Source organism: Streptomyces sp. NPDC090127 (assembly GCF_044746945.1).
GTDB lineage: Bacteria > Actinomycetota > Actinomycetes > Streptomycetales > Streptomycetaceae > Streptomyces.
The window spans coordinates 130,502-146,422 of sequence record NZ_JBIVDE010000004.1 but is presented as its reverse complement, the minus strand read 5'-3'; the positions used below and the strand labels follow the sequence as shown (position 1 = coordinate 146,422).

Annotated in this window: 13 protein-coding genes; 12 read left to right on the top strand and 1 reads right to left on the bottom strand. The window is 72.0% G+C overall.

Features of this window, described 5'->3' with window-relative positions:
• The first annotated feature begins 756 nt into the window (after window positions 1-756).
• The 10 genes from uvrC (at window position 757) to ACIPPS_RS16215 (ending at window position 13,060) form a co-directional block, all read left to right on the top strand.
• The gene (uvrC, locus tag ACIPPS_RS16260) at window positions 757-2,862 is read left to right on the top strand and encodes an excinuclease ABC subunit UvrC (RefSeq protein WP_401431792.1); all 2,106 of its coding nucleotides are present in this window, start codon (window positions 757-759) and stop codon (window positions 2,860-2,862) included.
• A complete protein-coding gene (gene rapZ, locus ACIPPS_RS16255; protein WP_401431789.1) occupies window positions 2,859-3,842 on the top strand; it encodes an RNase adapter RapZ in 984 nt (327 codons plus the stop codon). The genes uvrC and rapZ overlap by 4 nt, the downstream gene beginning before the upstream one ends.
• The gene (gene yvcK / locus ACIPPS_RS16250) at window positions 3,839-4,861 is read left to right on the top strand and encodes a uridine diphosphate-N-acetylglucosamine-binding protein YvcK (RefSeq protein WP_401431786.1); all 1,023 of its coding nucleotides are present in this window, start codon (window positions 3,839-3,841) and stop codon (window positions 4,859-4,861) included. The genes rapZ and yvcK overlap by 4 nt, the downstream gene beginning before the upstream one ends.
• On the top strand, window positions 4,852-5,841 hold the full coding sequence (whiA, locus tag ACIPPS_RS16245; RefSeq protein WP_401431783.1) for a DNA-binding protein WhiA: 990 nt from the start codon (window positions 4,852-4,854) through the stop codon (window positions 5,839-5,841). The genes yvcK and whiA overlap by 10 nt, the downstream gene beginning before the upstream one ends.
• Window positions 5,842-5,994: 153 nt before the next feature.
• Window positions 5,995-8,949 carry a M14 family zinc carboxypeptidase gene (locus tag ACIPPS_RS16240; protein ID WP_401431780.1) on the top strand — a complete coding sequence of 985 codons (2,955 nt, stop codon included), beginning with the start codon at window positions 5,995-5,997 and terminating at the stop codon, window positions 8,947-8,949.
• A 224-nt stretch (window positions 8,950-9,173) separates the two neighbouring features.
• Entirely contained in the window at window positions 9,174-10,184 is a 1,011-nt protein-coding gene (gap, locus tag ACIPPS_RS16235; RefSeq protein WP_401431777.1) for a type I glyceraldehyde-3-phosphate dehydrogenase, read from the top strand.
• Window positions 10,185-10,295: 111 nt separating this feature from the next.
• On the top strand, window positions 10,296-11,507 hold the full coding sequence (locus ACIPPS_RS16230) for a phosphoglycerate kinase (RefSeq protein WP_401431774.1): 1,212 nt from the start codon (window positions 10,296-10,298) through the stop codon (window positions 11,505-11,507).
• 41 nt (window positions 11,508-11,548) lie between these two features.
• On the top strand, window positions 11,549-12,304 hold the full coding sequence (gene tpiA, locus ACIPPS_RS16225) for a triose-phosphate isomerase (RefSeq protein ID WP_401433079.1): 756 nt from the start codon (window positions 11,549-11,551) through the stop codon (window positions 12,302-12,304).
• 112 nt (window positions 12,305-12,416) lie between these two features.
• Window positions 12,417-12,647 carry a preprotein translocase subunit SecG gene (gene secG / locus ACIPPS_RS16220; RefSeq protein WP_361958470.1) on the top strand — a complete coding sequence of 77 codons (231 nt, stop codon included), beginning with the start codon at window positions 12,417-12,419 and terminating at the stop codon, window positions 12,645-12,647.
• 77 nt (window positions 12,648-12,724) lie between these two features.
• Window positions 12,725-13,060 carry an RNA polymerase-binding protein RbpA gene (locus ACIPPS_RS16215; protein ID WP_003976875.1) on the top strand — a complete coding sequence of 112 codons (336 nt, stop codon included), beginning with the start codon at window positions 12,725-12,727 and terminating at the stop codon, window positions 13,058-13,060.
• 158 nt (window positions 13,061-13,218) lie between these two features.
• Here ACIPPS_RS16215 and ACIPPS_RS16210 read toward each other — a convergent pair whose 3' ends face one another.
• Window positions 13,219-14,067: a MurR/RpiR family transcriptional regulator gene (locus ACIPPS_RS16210; RefSeq protein WP_401431772.1), complete on the bottom strand. Its 849-nt coding sequence runs from the start codon at window positions 14,065-14,067 to the stop codon at window positions 13,219-13,221.
• 103 nt (window positions 14,068-14,170) lie between these two features.
• Here ACIPPS_RS16210 and ACIPPS_RS16205 point away from each other — a divergent pair, with 103 nt between their 5' ends.
• Both ACIPPS_RS16205 and ACIPPS_RS16200 read left to right on the top strand, forming a co-directional pair.
• Window positions 14,171-15,076, top strand: coding sequence for an N-acetylglucosamine kinase (locus ACIPPS_RS16205; protein ID WP_401431770.1), 906 nt, complete (start codon window positions 14,171-14,173; stop codon window positions 15,074-15,076).
• Between the two features lie 76 nt (window positions 15,077-15,152).
• Window positions 15,153-15,917 (top strand): sugar isomerase domain-containing protein, encoded by a 765-nt coding sequence (locus ACIPPS_RS16200; protein WP_401431767.1) that lies wholly within the window; start codon window positions 15,153-15,155, stop codon window positions 15,915-15,917.
• The last annotated feature ends 4 nt before the right edge of the window (window positions 15,918-15,921 follow it).

Sequence of the window (15,921 nt, the reverse complement as noted above, 5' to 3'; positions counted from 1 at the left end):
AACTCTGACGAGACGGGGGCTCCGCCCCGTGGTGGGGCCGGGGCGGCGCCCAGCCCCCGGCCCCGCACCGGGGCTGGGCGCCGCGCCGGGGCTGGGCGCCGGGGCTGGGCGCCGCGCCGGGGGCGGTGCTGCGCCCCTGCCCCGAGGCCTGGCGGCTTCGCACCGGGGCGGGGCCGCCCCGGGGGCGGACGGCTCCGCGCCGGGCCTCCGGCCCGCAGCGCCGCAGGGCGGAGCTGCGCCCCGGCCAGCAGCGGGGCGGCTTCGCACCGAGGTGGGGCCGACCCGAGGGCCGGCGGCTCCGCGCCGGGGGCTCCTGCCCGCAGCGAGTCCCCTACCGGCCCGCCGGGCGCCCGCAGGTAGCCCTCCGGGCCGGCCCGCCTGCCGCCCTGCCGGTGGCTCTGCCGGCCGTCGTGCCGGTCGCTCGGGCGGTCGTCCCCTGGGCCGCCCTGCCGGTCGCCCCACCAGCCCCCCGCCGGTCGCCCCACCAGCCCCCGCCGGTCGCCCCACCAGCCCCCCGCCGGTCGCCCCACCAGCCCCCGCCGGTCGCCCTCCGGGCGGCCCGCCGCCCGCCCTCGCACCCGTCCCGCCGACCGTCCTCCCACCCGTCCCGTGGGCCGTCCCGCCAGCCGCCCTGCCGGTCGCTCAGGCGGTCGTCGTGTGGGCCGCCCTCCCGGCCGTCCCCGCGCAGCCGTCGTCACGTCCCGCCAACGCGCGCACGCGGTCGGAGTGTCGGCGCCCGCCAGTAGGGTGGGGAGCATGGCCGACCCCTCCAGCTACCGCCCCACGCAGGGGCAGATCCCCGACTCGCCGGGGGTCTACAAGTTCCGCGACGAGCACCGCCGGGTGATCTACGTCGGCAAGGCGAAGTCCCTGCGCCAGCGACTGGCGAACTACTTCCAGCCGCTCGCGAGCCTGCACCCGCGTACGGCCACGATGGTCACGACGGCCGCGTCCGTCGAGTGGACCGTGGTCTCGACCGAGGTCGAGGCGCTCCAGCTGGAGTACTCCTGGATCAAGGAGTACGACCCCCGGTTCAACGTGAAGTACCGGGACGACAAGAGCTACCCCTACCTCGCGGTCACGCTGAACGAGGAGTTCCCGCGCGTCCAGGTCATGCGCGGCCACAAGAAGAAGGGCGTGCGCTATTTCGGCCCGTACGCCCACGCGTGGGCCATCCGCGAGACCGTCGACCTGATGCTCCGCGTCTTTCCCGTACGGACCTGTTCCGCCGGGGTGTTCCGTAACGCCGCCTCCGCCGGCCGCCCCTGCCTCCTCGGCTACATCGGCAAGTGCTCCGCCCCCTGCGTCGGCCGGGTCACCCCCGAGGAGCACCGTGAACTGGCCGAGGAGTTCTGCGACTTCATGGCCGGCCGCACCGGCACGTACATCCGCCGCCTGGAGCAGCAGATGACGGACGCGGCCGAGGAGATGGAGTACGAGAAGGCGGCCCGGCTCCGCGACGACATAGGGGCGCTGCGGCGCGCCATGGAGAAGAACGCCGTCGTCCTCGCCGACGCCACCGACGCCGACCTCATCGCGCTCGCCGAGGACGAGCTGGAGGCCGCTGTCCAGATCTTCCACGTCCGGGGCGGCCGGGTGCGCGGCCAGCGCGGCTGGGTCACCGACAAGGTCGAGGCGGTCTCCACGGCCGGTCTGGTCGAGCACGCGCTCCAGCAGCTGTACGGCGAGGAGAGCGGCGACGCGGTCCCCAAGGAGGTCCTCGTCCCGGCCGTGCCCGAGGACGCCGAGGCCGTCACGCAGTGGCTGAGCGGTCGCCGCGGCTCCCAGGTCTCCCTCCGCGTCCCGCAGCGCGGTGACAAGAAGGACCTGATGGTGACGGTGGCGCGCAACGCCCAGCAGGCGCTCGTGCTGCACAAGACCAAGCGGGCCAGCGACCTGACCACCCGCTCCCGGGCCCTGGAGGAGATCGCCGAGGCCCTGGACCTGGACTCGGCGCCGCTGCGGATCGAGTGCTTCGACATCTCCCACCTCCAGGGGCAGGACGTCGTGGCGTCCATGGTCGTCTTCGAGGACGGGCTGCCGCGCAAGAGCGAGTACCGACGGTTCCAGATCAAGGGCTTCGAGGGCCAGGACGACGTCCGCTCGATGCACGAGGTGATCAGTCGCCGCTTCCGGCGCTACCTCGCGGAGAAGGAGAAGACGGGGGAGTGGGGTCCGGAGGCCGTCGCCGTCGACGCCGACGGTGACGCGGTGGACACCCATGGCGACGGCCTGGTCGTCACCGAAGCCGTCACCGGCGTCACCGGCGTGGACGGCGTCACAGGCGTCACAGGCGTCGACGGCGTCAACGGCTCCGGAGAGGTGCCGCTCGACGACGGGCGACCGAAGCGGTTCGCGTATCCGCCCCAGCTCGTCGTCGTCGACGGCGGGCAGCCCCAGGTCGCCGCGGCCCGGCGGGCCCTGGACGAGCTGGGCATCGACGACATCGCCGTCTGTGGCCTCGCCAAGCGGCTGGAAGAGGTCTGGCTGCCCGGCGACGACGACCCGGTCGTGCTGCCCCGCTCCAGCGAGGGTCTCTACCTCCTTCAGCGGGTACGTGACACGGCTCACGACTTCGCCATCCGCTACCAGCGCTCGAAGCGGAACAAGCGCATCAGGACCAGCCCCCTGGACGCGATCCCCGGCCTCGGCGATACCCGCAAACAGGCGTTGATCAAGCATTTCGGCTCGGTGAAGCGGCTCCGGCAGGCGACAATCGAGCAGATCTGCGAGGTGCCCGGCATGGGCAGGAAGACGGCCGAGGCCGTCGCCGTGGCTCTCGCCCAGGCGGCCCCGGCCGCACCCGCCGTGAATACGGCAACAGGAGAGATCATGGAAGACGACGGGGGCACCACGGCATGACCGAGCACGACCGTCAGTCAGAGCAAGAAGCGCAAGAAGTGCAAGAAGTGCAGCGAGAAGACGGAGCAGGACACGTGAGTACGGGCACGAAGGAGGCCGGTGAGGCCGCCGACGCGGCGGCCATCCCCGAGCTGGTGATCATCTCCGGCATGTCCGGCGCCGGCCGGTCCACCGCGGCGAAGTGCCTGGAGGACCTCGGCTGGTTCGTCGTCGACAACCTGCCGCCCGCGCTGATCCCCACCATGGTGGAGCTCGGCGCCCGTTCCCAGGGCAACGTGGCCCGGATCGCCGTCGTCGTCGACGTCCGCGGCCGGCAGTTCTTCGACGCCCTGCGGGAGTCCCTCGCCGCCCTCGACGCCCAGCAGGTCACCCGCCGGATCGTCTTCCTGGAGTCCTCCGACGAGGCCCTGGTCAGGCGGTTCGAGTCGGTCCGCAGGCCGCACCCGCTCCAGGGCGACGGCCGCATCACCGACGGCATCGCCGCCGAGCGGGACCTGCTGCGCGAGCTGCGCGGCGACGCCGACCTGGTGATCGACACCTCCAGCCTCAACGTCCACGAGCTGCGCGCCAAGATGGACGCCCAGTTCGCCGGGGACGAGGAGCCGGAGCTGCGGGCCACGGTCATGTCCTTCGGATTCAAGTACGGGCTGCCCGTCGACGCCGACCTCGTCGTCGACATGCGCTTCCTGCCCAACCCGCACTGGGTCCCCGAGCTGCGCCCCTTCACCGGGCTCAACGAGGAGGTCTCGGCGTACGTCTTCAACCAGCCCGGGGCCAAGGAGTTCCTCGACCGCTACACCGAGCTGCTCCAGCTGATCGCCGCGGGCTACCGCCGCGAGGGCAAGCGGTACGTGACCATCGCCGTCGGCTGCACGGGCGGCAAGCACCGCTCCGTCGCCACGTCCGAGAAGCTCGCCGCCCGCCTCGCCGCGGAAGGGGTCGAGACCGTCGTCGTCCACCGGGACATGGGGCGCGAGTGAAGCCTTACCGCCGGCGTACGTCCACCCTTCCGGTGCGTACGCTCCGCAGACGCGGCGCCCAGCCCAAGGTCGTCGCGCTGGGCGGGGGCATGGGCCTGTCGGCCTCACTCGCCGCCCTGCGCCGGATCACCGGCGACCTGACCGCCGTGGTCACCGTCGCCGACGACGGCGGCTCCAGCGGCCGGCTCCGGGAGGAGCTGGGCGTGCTGCCCCCCGGTGACCTGCGCAAGGCGCTCGCCGCGCTCTGCGGGGACGACGACTGGGGCCAGACCTGGTCCCGGGTGATCCAGCACCGCTTCCAGTCCAAGGGCGACCTGCACGAGCACGCGGTCGGCAATCTGCTGATCGTCGCGCTCTGGGAGCAGCTCGGCGACCATGTGCTCGCTCTGGACCTGGTCGGCAAGCTGCTCGGGGCGCAGGGCCGGGTGCTGCCGATGTCCGCCGTGCCGCTGGAGCTCCAGGCCCTGGTCAGGGGGCACGACCCGGAGCGCCCGGACGACGTGGACACCGTGCGCGGCCAGGCCACGGTGGCGCTGACGCCCGGGGACGTGCAGTCCGTGCACCTCGTCCCGAACGACCCGCCCGCCGTGCCGGAGGCGGTCGCCGCCGTCCGGGACGCGGACTGGGTGGTGCTCGGCCCGGGCTCCTGGTTCTCGTCGGTGATCCCGCACCTGCTCGTCCCCGAGCTGCTCGACGCGCTCACCGAGACCAAGGCCCGCAAGGTCCTCTCCCTGAACCTCGCGCCGCAGCCGGGAGAAACCGAGGGGTTCTCTCCGCAGCGTCATTTGGAGGTTTTGGGACGACACGCCCCTAAACTCGCCCTGGACGTGGTGCTGGCCGACGAGGCCGCCGTGCCCGATCGCGAGTCCCTCGCCGATGCCGCCAAGCGGCTCGGTGCCGCGGTCGAGCTGGCGCCGGTGGCCCGTGCCGACGGGCTCCCGAAGCATGATCCGGAGCTGTTGGCCGCCGCGTACGACCGTATTTTTCGGATGCATGGAAGGATCGGCCCATGGCGATGACGGCAGCGGTGAAGGACGAGATCTCCCGGCTTCCCGTCACCCGGACCTGCTGCAGGAAGGCAGAGGTCTCGTCGATCCTGCGGTTCGCCGGCGGTCTGCACCTGGTGAGCGGGCGGATCGTGATCGAGGCGGAGCTGGACACCGCGATGGCGGCGCGACGGCTCAAGCGGGACATCCTGGAGATCTTCGGGCACAGCTCGGAGCTGATCGTGATGGCCCCCGGTGGCCTGCGACGCGGCTCGCGCTTCGTGGTCCGAGTGGTGGCGGGCGGCGACCAGCTGGCCCGGCAGACCGGGCTGGTCGACGGCCGGGGCCGACCGATCCGCGGGCTGCCCCCGCAGGTCGTCTCGGGCGCCACCTGCGACGCCGAGGCGGCCTGGCGCGGCGCCTTCCTCGCGCACGGTTCGCTCACCGAGCCCGGCCGGTCCTCCTCCCTGGAGGTGACCTGCCCCGGCCCGGAGGCCGCGCTCGCCCTGGTGGGCGCGGCGCGCCGGCTGAGCATCGCCGCGAAGGCCCGTGAGGTACGGGGCGTGGACCGGGTGGTCGTCCGTGACGGCGACGCGATCGGGGCCCTGCTGACCCGGCTCGGTGCCCACGAGTCGGTGCTCGCCTGGGAGGAGCGGCGGATGCGCCGCGAGGTCCGGGCCACGGCGAACCGGCTGGCCAACTTCGACGACGCCAACCTGCGCCGCTCGGCGCGCGCGGCCGTCGCCGCCGGCGCCCGGGTGCAGCGCGCCCTGGAGATCCTCGGCGAGGAGGTGCCCGAGCACCTCGCGGCCGCCGGCCGGCTGCGCATGGAGCACAAGCAGGCCTCACTGGAGGAGCTCGGCGCGCTCGCCGAGCCGCCGCTGACCAAGGACGCGGTGGCGGGCCGGATCCGCCGTCTGCTGGCCATGGCGGACAAGCGGGCGCAGGACCTCGGCATCCCCGGCACGGAGTCGACCCTGTCGGAGGAGCTGGACGACAGCCTCGTCGGCTGATCCTCCGCCCCGTCGTTCAACTCACCGCTGCCGGTGCCTTTCTGAGGCACCGGCAGCACCCGTTCGGCCTGCATGGCACCCTTGACATGATCATGAATGGTGATCAGCCTGGCGTCTGTTCACTTTCGTGACAGACAACAGCAAGGGGGGCTGATGAGACGCAGAGCGAGAACGATCCTCGCGGTGGGTTCACTCCTGGTCGCGGGGCTCGTGGCGGCGCCCGTGGCCGGAGCGGAGTCTCAGGACGCGGGCGCCGGTGACGCCCTCTCCGTGTGGCGCGCGACGGTCGCCGAGGAGCAGGTGCCGCTTCTCCTCGAAGCGGGCGCCGACGGCCACGAGCTGACCGAGCAGGTGCCGGAGAAGGGCTCCGCCACCCTGGAGCTGTACCTCACCGACGCGCAGGCGGGGCAGCTTCGCGGCAAGGGCGTCCGGCTCACCGAGCACACCCTCTCCGCGCGGGCCGAACAGCGGGTCGCCGGCGCCGGGGACGGAGTCTTCCGTCCGTACGGCGGTCAGGGCGGGCTCAAGCAGGAGATCCTCGCCACCGCCCAGGCCCACCCGGACCTCACCAAGGTCGTCTCCCTCGGCAGGACGGTCGAGGGGCAGGACATCCTCGCCCTCAAGCTCACCAAGGGCGCCAAGAAGGCCAAGGACGGCACCAGGCCCGCGACGCTGTACATGTCCAACCAGCACGCCCGTGAGTGGATCACCCCCGAGATGACCCGGCGGCTGATGCACCACTACCTCGACGGCTACGGAACAGACGCCCGGATCACGAAGATCGTCGACTCCACCGAGCTGTGGTTCGTGCTCTCCGCCAACCCGGACGGCTACGACTTCACGCACGCCGACCCCGAGAACCGCCAGTGGCGCAAGAACCTCCGCGACAACGACGGCGACGGCCGCATCCGCTCCGGCGACGGCGTCGACCTCAACCGTAACTTCGCCTACAAGTGGGGCTACGACAACGAGGGCTCGTCCCCCGACCCGGCCGACGAGACCTACCGCGGCCCGCGCGCGATGTCCGAGCCCGAGACCAGGGCGCTGGACGCCTTCCAGAAGCGCATCGGCTTCCAGTACGGCATCAACTACCACTCCGCCGCCCAGCTGCTGCTCTACGGGGTCGGCTGGCAGGTCGCCACCGACACGCCCGACGACGTGGCGCTCAAGGCGCTCGCCGGCACCCCGGAGAAGTCCGCCGTGCCCGGCTACCGGCCGCAGGTCTCCTCCGAGCTGTACACGACCAACGGCGAGGCCGACGGACACGCGGCCAACGTCAACGGGATGCAGATGTTCACCCCGGAGATGTCGACCTGCGCCACCGCCTCCCGCGTCGACCCGAACGACGCCTGGGAGCCCGCCGACTGCGCCTCCGTCTTCACCTTCCCCGACGACGAGAAGCTGATCCAGGCGGAGTTCGCCAAGAACGTGCCCTTCGCGCTCGCCGTCGCCGAGACCGCCGCCCACCCGGACCGGCCCGTCTCCGTCACCGGCGTCGACGCCCCCGACTTCACCCCGGCCGCCTTCACCACCTCCTACGCACGCGGCGGCGACCAGGAAATCGCCGTGACCGCCCGGAAGTCGCTGCGCGGCAAGGAGCTCGCGTACCGGATCAACGGTGGCCGTACGCACACCGAACGACTGGAGGCCTGGCGCGGCGGCGAGACCTACGGCGGCGAGGACAACCTCTACTTCGACCAGTACCGCGCCGAGGTCGAGGACGCCGAACCGGGCGACACCGTCCAGGTCTGGTTCACCGCCCGCACCCGCGAGGGCCGGGCGACCACCTCCACCCCGTTCACGTACACGGTGGCCGACCGGCCCCGCGCCGACGTGCTCGTCCTCGCCGAGGAGGGCGGCACGACCGCGGCCCGGCACACCGCCGCCTATGTGAAGGCCCTCGCCGACACCGGCCGCAGGGCCGCCGTCTGGGACGTCGCCACCCAGGGCGTCCCGGACCCGCTCGGCGTGCTCGGCCACTTCCGTACGGTCGTCTGGTACACCGGCGCCGAAGAGCCCTCCGGTCCTGTCACGCTGGCCGTGCGGGAGTACCTCAACGAGGGCGGCAAGCTGGTCAACGCCGGTGAGAAGTCCGGCGGGCTCGTCGACATCGGGCGGGCCACGTCCAACGACTTCGCCCAGTACTACCTCGGCGCCTACCACCGGGCCGGGCTGAACGGCCCGCCCTCCTTCGCCGGATCCGGCGGCTTCGCCGGCACCACCGGCGCCCTCGGCGGGGCGGCCGGCAACCCGCTGGACGACGCCGGCGCCTACACCGTCACCTCGGACACCCTGGCGCCCCGCCAGTTCCCGCAGTTCGGCAGCAGCCGCTCCGCCGGCGACTACCCGGGCGTGCGCACCCCCTTCGAGCCGTACGAGGGCGCGTCGTTCGCCGCCGTCCGGCACACCGACGACACCTGGGCCCGGCTCAGCCGGACCGTCGACCTCACCGGGGTCTCCGCCGCGGACAGGCCCAGCCTCCGCTTCCAGGTCAGTTACGACACCGAGCCCGGCTACGACAACCTCGTCGTCGAGGCCCACACCGTCGGCCAGGAGGACTGGACGACGCTGCCCGACGCCAACGGCGGCACCTCCACCGCGGCCCCGGCCGACTGCGGCGAGGGCTACTACGTCCAGGGCCATCCCTTCCTCGCCCACTACCTGACCGTCGGCGACGACGGCTGCGCCACCACCGGCACCACCGGCTCCTGGAACGCCTTCACCGGCCCCTCCAACGGCTGGCGGCAGGCCTCCATCGACCTGAGCGCCTACGCGGGCAAGCGGGTCGAGCTCTCGCTCGCGTACATCGCCGACCCCGGCACCGGCGAGATGGGCGCCTTCGTCGACGACACCGGGCTCGTGGTCGGCGGGACACCGGGCCAGGGCGAGGGCTTCGAGACCTCGCTCGGCGCGTGGTCCGTACCGGGACCGCCGGCCGGCAGCCCCGGGAACGGCAGCGACTGGACCCGCTCCGCCGGGCTCTTCCACTCCCAGGCCGCCGTCACCACCCGTGACACCGTGCTCCTTGGCTTCGGGCTGGAACACATGCCGAGCGCGGTCGAACGCGGCAGGCTGATCCGCAAGGCGCTCGGCGCGCTGCACGGCTGAGCGGCCACCCGCACTATTGATCACAGTCCGTGATCGGGACGAAATGCGTACCGTGGCCCGAACCCGTCGGTAATAACGGGCCACGGTGCAATCCCGGGGTCTTCCGACCGCGCACGATGTCACTCTCAGCCGATGGGAGAGGTAGGGTCGTAAGCGGTCGGGGACATCCCTAAAAGAATCTCGCCGGCGTCGAAACCCGGCGTACCTAACGAGGAGATCGGTTCGTGACGATCCGCGTAGGCATCAACGGCTTTGGCCGCATCGGTCGCAACTACTTCCGCGCGCTCCTTGAGCAGGGTGCCGACATCGAGATCGTGGCTGTCAACGACCTGGGTGACACCGCGACCACTGCTCACCTGTTGAAGTACGACACGATCCTGGGGCGCCTCAAGGCCGAGGTCACCCACACGGCAGACACCATCACCGTCGATGGCCACACCATCAAGGTGCTCTCCGAGCGCAACCCGGCCGACATCCCCTGGGGCGACCTGGGCGTCGACATCGTCATCGAGTCGACCGGCATCTTCACCAAGAAGGCGGACGCCGAGAAGCACATCGCCGGTGGCGCGAAGAAGGTCCTCATCTCGGCTCCGGCCAAGGACGAGGACATCACCATCGTGATGGGCGTCAACCAGGAGAAGTACGACCCGGCGCAGCACCACGTCATCTCCAACGCCTCCTGCACCACCAACTGTGTGGCGCCGATGGCGAAGGTCCTCGACGAGAACTTCGGCATCGTCAAGGGTCTGATGACGACGGTCCACGCCTACACCAACGACCAGCGCATCCTGGACTTCCCGCACTCCGACCTGCGTCGCGCCCGCGCCGCCGCGGAGAACATCATCCCGACCACGACCGGTGCCGCCAAGGCCACCGCTCTGGTCCTGCCGCAGCTCAAGGGCAAGCTGGACGGCATCGCCATGCGCGTCCCGGTCCCCACCGGCTCGGCCACCGACCTGGTCGTGGAGCTGCAGCGCGAGGTCACCAAGGACGAGGTCAACGCCGCGTTCAAGAAGGCCGCCGACGACGGCGCCCTGAAGGGCTTCCTCACCTACACCGAGGACCCGATCGTCTCCTCCGACATCGTCGGCGACCCGTCGTCGTGCACCTTCGACTCCTCCCTGACCATGGTCCAGGAGGGCAAGTCGGTCAAGATCCTCGGCTGGTACGACAACGAGTGGGGTTACTCCAACCGTCTCGTCGACCTCACCGTCTTCGTCGGAAACCAGCTCTGATATTCCAGACGTAGGCACCTCGATGTGAGCACAGGGCTCGGACAGCGCAAGGATGCGCTGTCCGAGCCCTGTGCCGTGTGCTTCACCGCGTTCCAAGGAGTCCAGTAGAAGATGAAGACGATCGACGAGCTTCTCGCCGAAGGCGTCGCCGGCAAGCGGGTATTCGTCCGCGCCGACCTCAACGTGCCGCTGTCGGGCACGGCCATCACCGACGACGGGCGGATCCGCGCCGTCCTCCCCACCGTCAAGGCGCTCGCCGAGGCCGGCGCCCGGGTCGTGGTCGCCTCGCACCTGGGCCGCCCCAAGGGAGCCCCGGACCCGGCGTTCTCCCTGGCCCCGGCCGCCGCGCGCCTCGGTGAACTCCTCGGCGCCGAGGTGGCCTTCGCGACCGACACCGTCGGCGAGTCCGCCAAGGCGACCGTCGTGGGCCTCGCCGACGGCCAGGTGGCCGTGATCGAGAACCTGCGCTTCAACGCGGGCGAGACGTCCAAGGACGACGGCGAGCGCACCGCGTTCGCCCGGCAGCTCGCCGAGCTCGCCGACCTCTACGTCGGCGACGGCTTCGGCGCCGTGCACCGCAAGCACGCCTCGGTCTTCGACCTTCCGGCCCTGCTGCCGCACGCCGCCGGCTACCTCATCGCCACCGAGGTCGGCGTCCTGAAGAAGCTGACCGCGGACGTCAAGCGCCCCTACGTGGTCGTGCTCGGCGGCGCCAAGGTCTCCGACAAGCTCGCCGTCATCGACGAGCTGCTCGGCAAGGCCGACCGCATCCTCATCGGCGGCGGCATGGCCTACACCTTCCTCAAGGCCCAGGGCCACGAGGTCGGCATCTCCCTCCTCCAGGAGGACCAGATCCCGCAGGTGACCGAGTACATGGAGCGTGCCGAGAAGAACGGCGTCGAGCTGGTGCTCCCCGTCGACGTGCTCGTCTCCACGGACTTCCCGGACCTGAAGACGAAGGCCCCCGCCGACTTCGACACCGTCGACGCCGACGCGATCCCCTCGAACAAGGAGGGCCTCGACATCGGGCCGAAGACCCGTGAGCTCTACGCCTCGAAGATCGCCGACGCCGAGACCGTCTTCTGGAACGGTCCGGTCGGTGTCTTCGAGCACCCCGACTACGCCGAGGGCACCCGCGCCATCGCGCAGGCTCTCGTCGACAGCAGCGCCTTCACCGTCGTCGGTGGTGGAGACTCGGCCGCGGCCGTGCGCACGCTGGGCTTCGACGAGAATGCCTTCGGCCACATCTCGACCGGTGGTGGCGCCTCCCTCGAATACCTCGAGGGCAAGACGCTCCCCGGCCTCGCCGCACTGGAGGGCTGAACACCTTGTCTGCACCTGTTTCCTCGGGCCGTATCCCGCTCATGGCGGGCAACTGGAAGATGAACCTCAACCACCTGGAGGCCATCGCCCACGTCCAGAAGCTCGCCTTCGCGCTGGCCGACAAGGACTACGACGCCGTCGAGGTGGCGGTCCTGCCGCCCTTCACCGACCTGCGGTCCGTCCAGACCCTGGTCGACGGCGACAAGCTGAAGATCAAGTACGGCGCCCAGGACGTCTCGGCGCACGACTCCGGTGCGTACACCGGTGAGATCTCCGGCGCGATGCTGTCCAAGCTGAAGTGCACCTACGTCGCCGTGGGTCACTCCGAGCGCCGGCAGTACCACGCCGAGACCGACGAGATCTGCAACGCCAAGGTGAAGGCCGCGTACAAGCACGGTCTGACCCCGATCCTCTGCGTCGGCGAGGGCCTGGACGTCCGCAAGGCCGGCCGGCAGGTCCCGTACACCCTGGAGCAGCTCGACGGCGGCCTCAAGGACCTGCCGGCCGAGCAGGCCGAGTCCATCGTGATCGCGTACGAGCCGGTGTGGGCCATCGGCACCGGCGAGGTCGCCACCCCCGAGGACGCGCAGGAGGTCTGCGGGGCGATCCGCGGGCGTCTCGCGGAGCTGTACTCGCAGGAGCTGGCCGACAAGGTCCGCATCCAGTACGGCGGCTCGGTCAAGGCCGGCAACGTGGCCGCGATCATGGCCCAGCCGGATGTCGACGGTGCCCTGGTGGGCGGCGCGGCGCTGGACGCCGAGGAGTTCGTCAAGATCGTCCGCTTCCGCGATCAGTGACGCGATCGGTGAGTAGGCGGTAGCGACGATCCGTCGTACCCTTGCGGGGGTCGGGCAGGACCTGCCCGACCCCCGTCCGTATAAGTCCGAGGAAGTTGGTCCAGCCGTGGTTATGGGGTTCTCGATCGCCCTGATCGTCTTCAGCGCGCTGCTGATGCTGCTCGTGCTGATGCACAAGGGGAAGGGCGGCGGCCTCTCCGACATGTTCGGCGGTGGCATGCAGTCGTCCGTCGGTGGCTCCTCGGTTGCCGAGCGCAACCTGGACCGCATCACCGTCGTGGTCGGTCTGATGTGGTTCGCCTGCATTGTCGTGCTTGCGCTTCTGATGAAGTTGGACGTGTAACTCCAACCACTGGACGCGCGTTGGGCCTTACGTAGACTGGGGCATCTTCGAGCACCATCACGCAGGGAGTTACGACCGTGGCAAGTGGCAACGCGATCCGGGGAAGCCGGGTCGGAGCGGGGCCGATGGGGGAGGCCGAGCGGGGCGAGTCGGCGCCGCGCCTCCGCATCTCCTTCTGGTGCTCGAACGGGCACGAGACGCAGCCGAGCTTCGCCAGTGACGCACAGGTTCCGGAGACGTGGGACTGCCCGCGTTGCGGCTTCCCGGCCGGTCAGGACCGGGACAACCCCCCGGACCCGCCGCGCACCGAGCCGTACAAGACGCATCTCGCGTACGTACGCGAGCGGCGCAGCGACGCGGACGGCGAGGCGATCCTCGCGGAGGCGCTCGCCAAACTGCGCGGCGAGATCTGAGCGTGGTTTGACAGTGTGACGAACGGGCCCTGCCCGCGAACTCGATTCGCGAGCAGGGCCCGTTCGCGTGGAACCGGCGGGTCCGTTCGGCCGGTCCGGCGGTCCCGCTCGCGTGGGTCGGCGGGGCGCGGCGGGCCCGTTCGCGTGGAACCGGACGCCTAGCGGTGGTTGCCGGGGATGTGGGCGGTGAGCGCCATCGCGGCCGTCGCCCGCGCGTACGTCAGCTGCGCCACGCGCGCGTAGAGGCAGTCCAGGATCAGCAGCACCGAATGGCGCGTGCCGAACCCGCCGCGCCGGAAGCTGGTCTCGGCCGAGGTCGACGTCAGGTGGAGGGACGCGGCCCGGGCGACGGGGGAGCGCGGGTCCCCGGTCACCGCGACCGTCCGCGCGCCGCGTTCGGCGGCCAGCCGCAGCGGCGAGAGGACCTCACGGGTGGCCCCGGAGTGGGAGAGGGCCACCACCGCGTCCGCGGGGGTGAGCAGCGCCGCCGAGGTCTCCGCCGCGTGCACCTCCGTCCAGCCGCGGGCGTCGCAGCCGATGCTGAAGAGCCGCGCCTGGGTCTCCAGGGCCACCATGCCGGAGGCGCCGACGCCGTAGACGTCGATCCGGCGGGCCTTGGCGAGCGTCCGCGCGGCCCGCTCCAGGGCGTCGAGGTCCAGATGCTCGGCGGTGCGGCGCAGGGCGAGCAGATCGGCCTGGGCCACAGCGGCGACGACCTGGTCGAGCGGATCGTCGGGGCCGATGTCGGGACCGAGCGGGCGGTCCTCCCCGGTGCGTTCGGTCTCGCCCCGCTCCTGGGCGAGGGCGAGCAGCAGTTCCTGGTACGAGCCGAGGCCGAGGGCCCGGCAGAAGCGGGTCACGGTGGCCTGGGACGTACCGGTGCGGCGGCCCAGCTCGGCGGCCGAGACGCCGGGCACGCGGCCCGGGTCGTCGAGCACCCAGGAGCCGACCTTCCGCAAGGAACCGGACATGCGCGGCAGTTCGGTGCGGATCAGAGCGGTGATCACGGCGGCTTCCTCCTGACCGGCCTCCCGGTGCGGGGGTCTTGTCGAGGCGTGAATCTATCAACCACCATGCGGGCTGATGAACGATTCAGGGATTCATAAGTGCGTGCTCGGGATCGATGCCGGGGGCACGCGGACCAGGGCGCGGCTCGCCGACGCGGCCACGGGCGAGGTGCTGGCGGAGGGGGCGGGTGGACCGGGCAACGCGCTCAGCGTGGCCCGCGACGCCCTCGTGCGGAATCTGGCGCGGGCGCTGCGGGACGCCGTCCCGGACGGCCGGGTGGGCGCGGTCGGCTCCGTGGTGGCCGGCTTCGCCGGGGGCGGGCCGGGCGGCGGCGTGACCAACGCCCGCGGCGCCCTGCTGGAGGCGCTCGCCCGGGTGGGCGCGGCCCCGGCCCTGGTCGAGGTCCTCGGAGACGCGGACATCGCCTTCGCCGCCGGGCCGGGCGCCCCGGCGGACGGGCTCGTGCTGATCGCGGGCACCGGCGCCACCGCCGCACGCGTGGAGCGGCGCCGCGCGGTGCGGGCCGTGGACGGCGACGGCTGGCTCCTCGGCGACGCGGGCAGCGGCTTCTGGCTCGGGCGCGAGGCGCTGCGGGCGGTGCTGCGCGCCCTGGACGGCCGCGGCCCGGCGACGGCCCTCGCGGGACCGGTGGGGGAGTGGTGCGGAGGGCTGACCAAGGAGGCCGTCGTCGGGTACGGCTTCGGCGGCCACCCGGTCCGGCTCGCGGCGCTGAGCCCGCTGGTCGTCGACGCGGAACGGGCCGGGGACGAGGTGGCGCACACCCTCCTCGACCGGGCGGCGGACGAACTGGCGGCGACCGTACGGGCGTTGGCACCGCGCCCCGGTGAGCCGCTGGTCGTCACGGGCGGCCTGACCGGCCCCGAAGGCCCCTTGCTGGCCCGGCTCGCGGACCGGGTGGCGGAGTGGGGGCTCACGCCGGCGCCCGTGCCGGACGGGGTCGGCGGCGCGGTGGCGCTGGCGCGGCTGGCCGTCGGTCCGCACCCTTGACGGGGGTCGGCCGGGCTGGTTCATTGAATCGGATCGCGCATCAGAATCCGGTTCAACGAACCAATGGAGAGCTGTCATGCCCCAACCCGCCCTCGGCGCCACCCTGTTCGCCGACCACGCCCGGCAGAGCGTCGAGCGGGTGATCGCGGCCAACAAGGAGTCGGTCGGCGCGAGCGCCCGGCTCTTCGCCGACTGCGTCGCCGCCGACGGGGTGATCCACGCCTTCGGCACCGGACACTCCCAGGCCGCCGCCCTGGAGATCGCCGGGCGGGCCGGCGGGCTCGTGCCCACCAGCCGGATCGCGCTCGCCGACCTCGTCCTGCGCGGCGGCGAGGACCCCTCGGTCCTCGCCGACCCCCTCCTGGAGCGTTCGCCCGGCCTCGCCGACCGGCTCTACGCCCTCGCGACGCCCCGCCCGCAGGACCTCTTCGTCATCATCTCCAACTCGGGCGTCAACAACGCGATCGTCGACCTGGCGCTGAAGGTCACCGGCGCCGGGCACCCGCTCGTCGCGCTCACCTCGCTGGAACACACCCATGCCGTACCGGCGCTCCACAAGAGCGGCAGGCGGCTCGCCGACCTCGCGGACGCCGTCCTCGACAACGGCGCCCCCACCGGCGACGCCGTGCTCCCCCTCCCGCACGGCGGGGCGCTCTGCGGGGTCTCGACGCTCACCTCCTCCCTCCTCGTGCAGATGGTCGTCGCCGACGCCGTGGCCCTGCTCCTCGCCGAGGGCCACGAACCACCGGTCTACGTCTCCGCCAACATCCCCGGCGGCCACGAGCGCAACGCGGTCCTGGAGGCCCGCTACACGGGGCGGCTGCACCGGGGCGGCCACTGACCGC

What these genes read in the sequence shown, in the direction of transcription:
- ACIPPS_RS16230 (WP_401431774.1), top strand. Translation starts at nt 10,296, where the DNA reads ATGAAGACGATCGACGAGCTTCTCGCCGAAGGCGTCGCCGGCAAGCGG.
- secG (WP_361958470.1), top strand. Translation starts at nt 12,417, where the DNA reads ATGGGGTTCTCGATCGCCCTGATCGTCTTCAGCGCGCTGCTGATGCTG.
- tpiA (WP_401433079.1), top strand. Translation starts at nt 11,549, where the DNA reads ATGGCGGGCAACTGGAAGATGAACCTCAACCACCTGGAGGCCATCGCC.
- ACIPPS_RS16240 (WP_401431780.1), top strand. Translation starts at nt 5,995, where the DNA reads ATGAGACGCAGAGCGAGAACGATCCTCGCGGTGGGTTCACTCCTGGTC.
- whiA (WP_401431783.1), top strand. Translation starts at nt 4,852, where the DNA reads ATGGCGATGACGGCAGCGGTGAAGGACGAGATCTCCCGGCTTCCCGTC.
- ACIPPS_RS16200 (WP_401431767.1), top strand. Translation starts at nt 15,153, where the DNA reads ATGCCCCAACCCGCCCTCGGCGCCACCCTGTTCGCCGACCACGCCCGG.
- rapZ (WP_401431789.1), top strand. Translation starts at nt 2,859, where the DNA reads ATGACCGAGCACGACCGTCAGTCAGAGCAAGAAGCGCAAGAAGTGCAA.
- uvrC (WP_401431792.1), top strand. Translation starts at nt 757, where the DNA reads ATGGCCGACCCCTCCAGCTACCGCCCCACGCAGGGGCAGATCCCCGAC.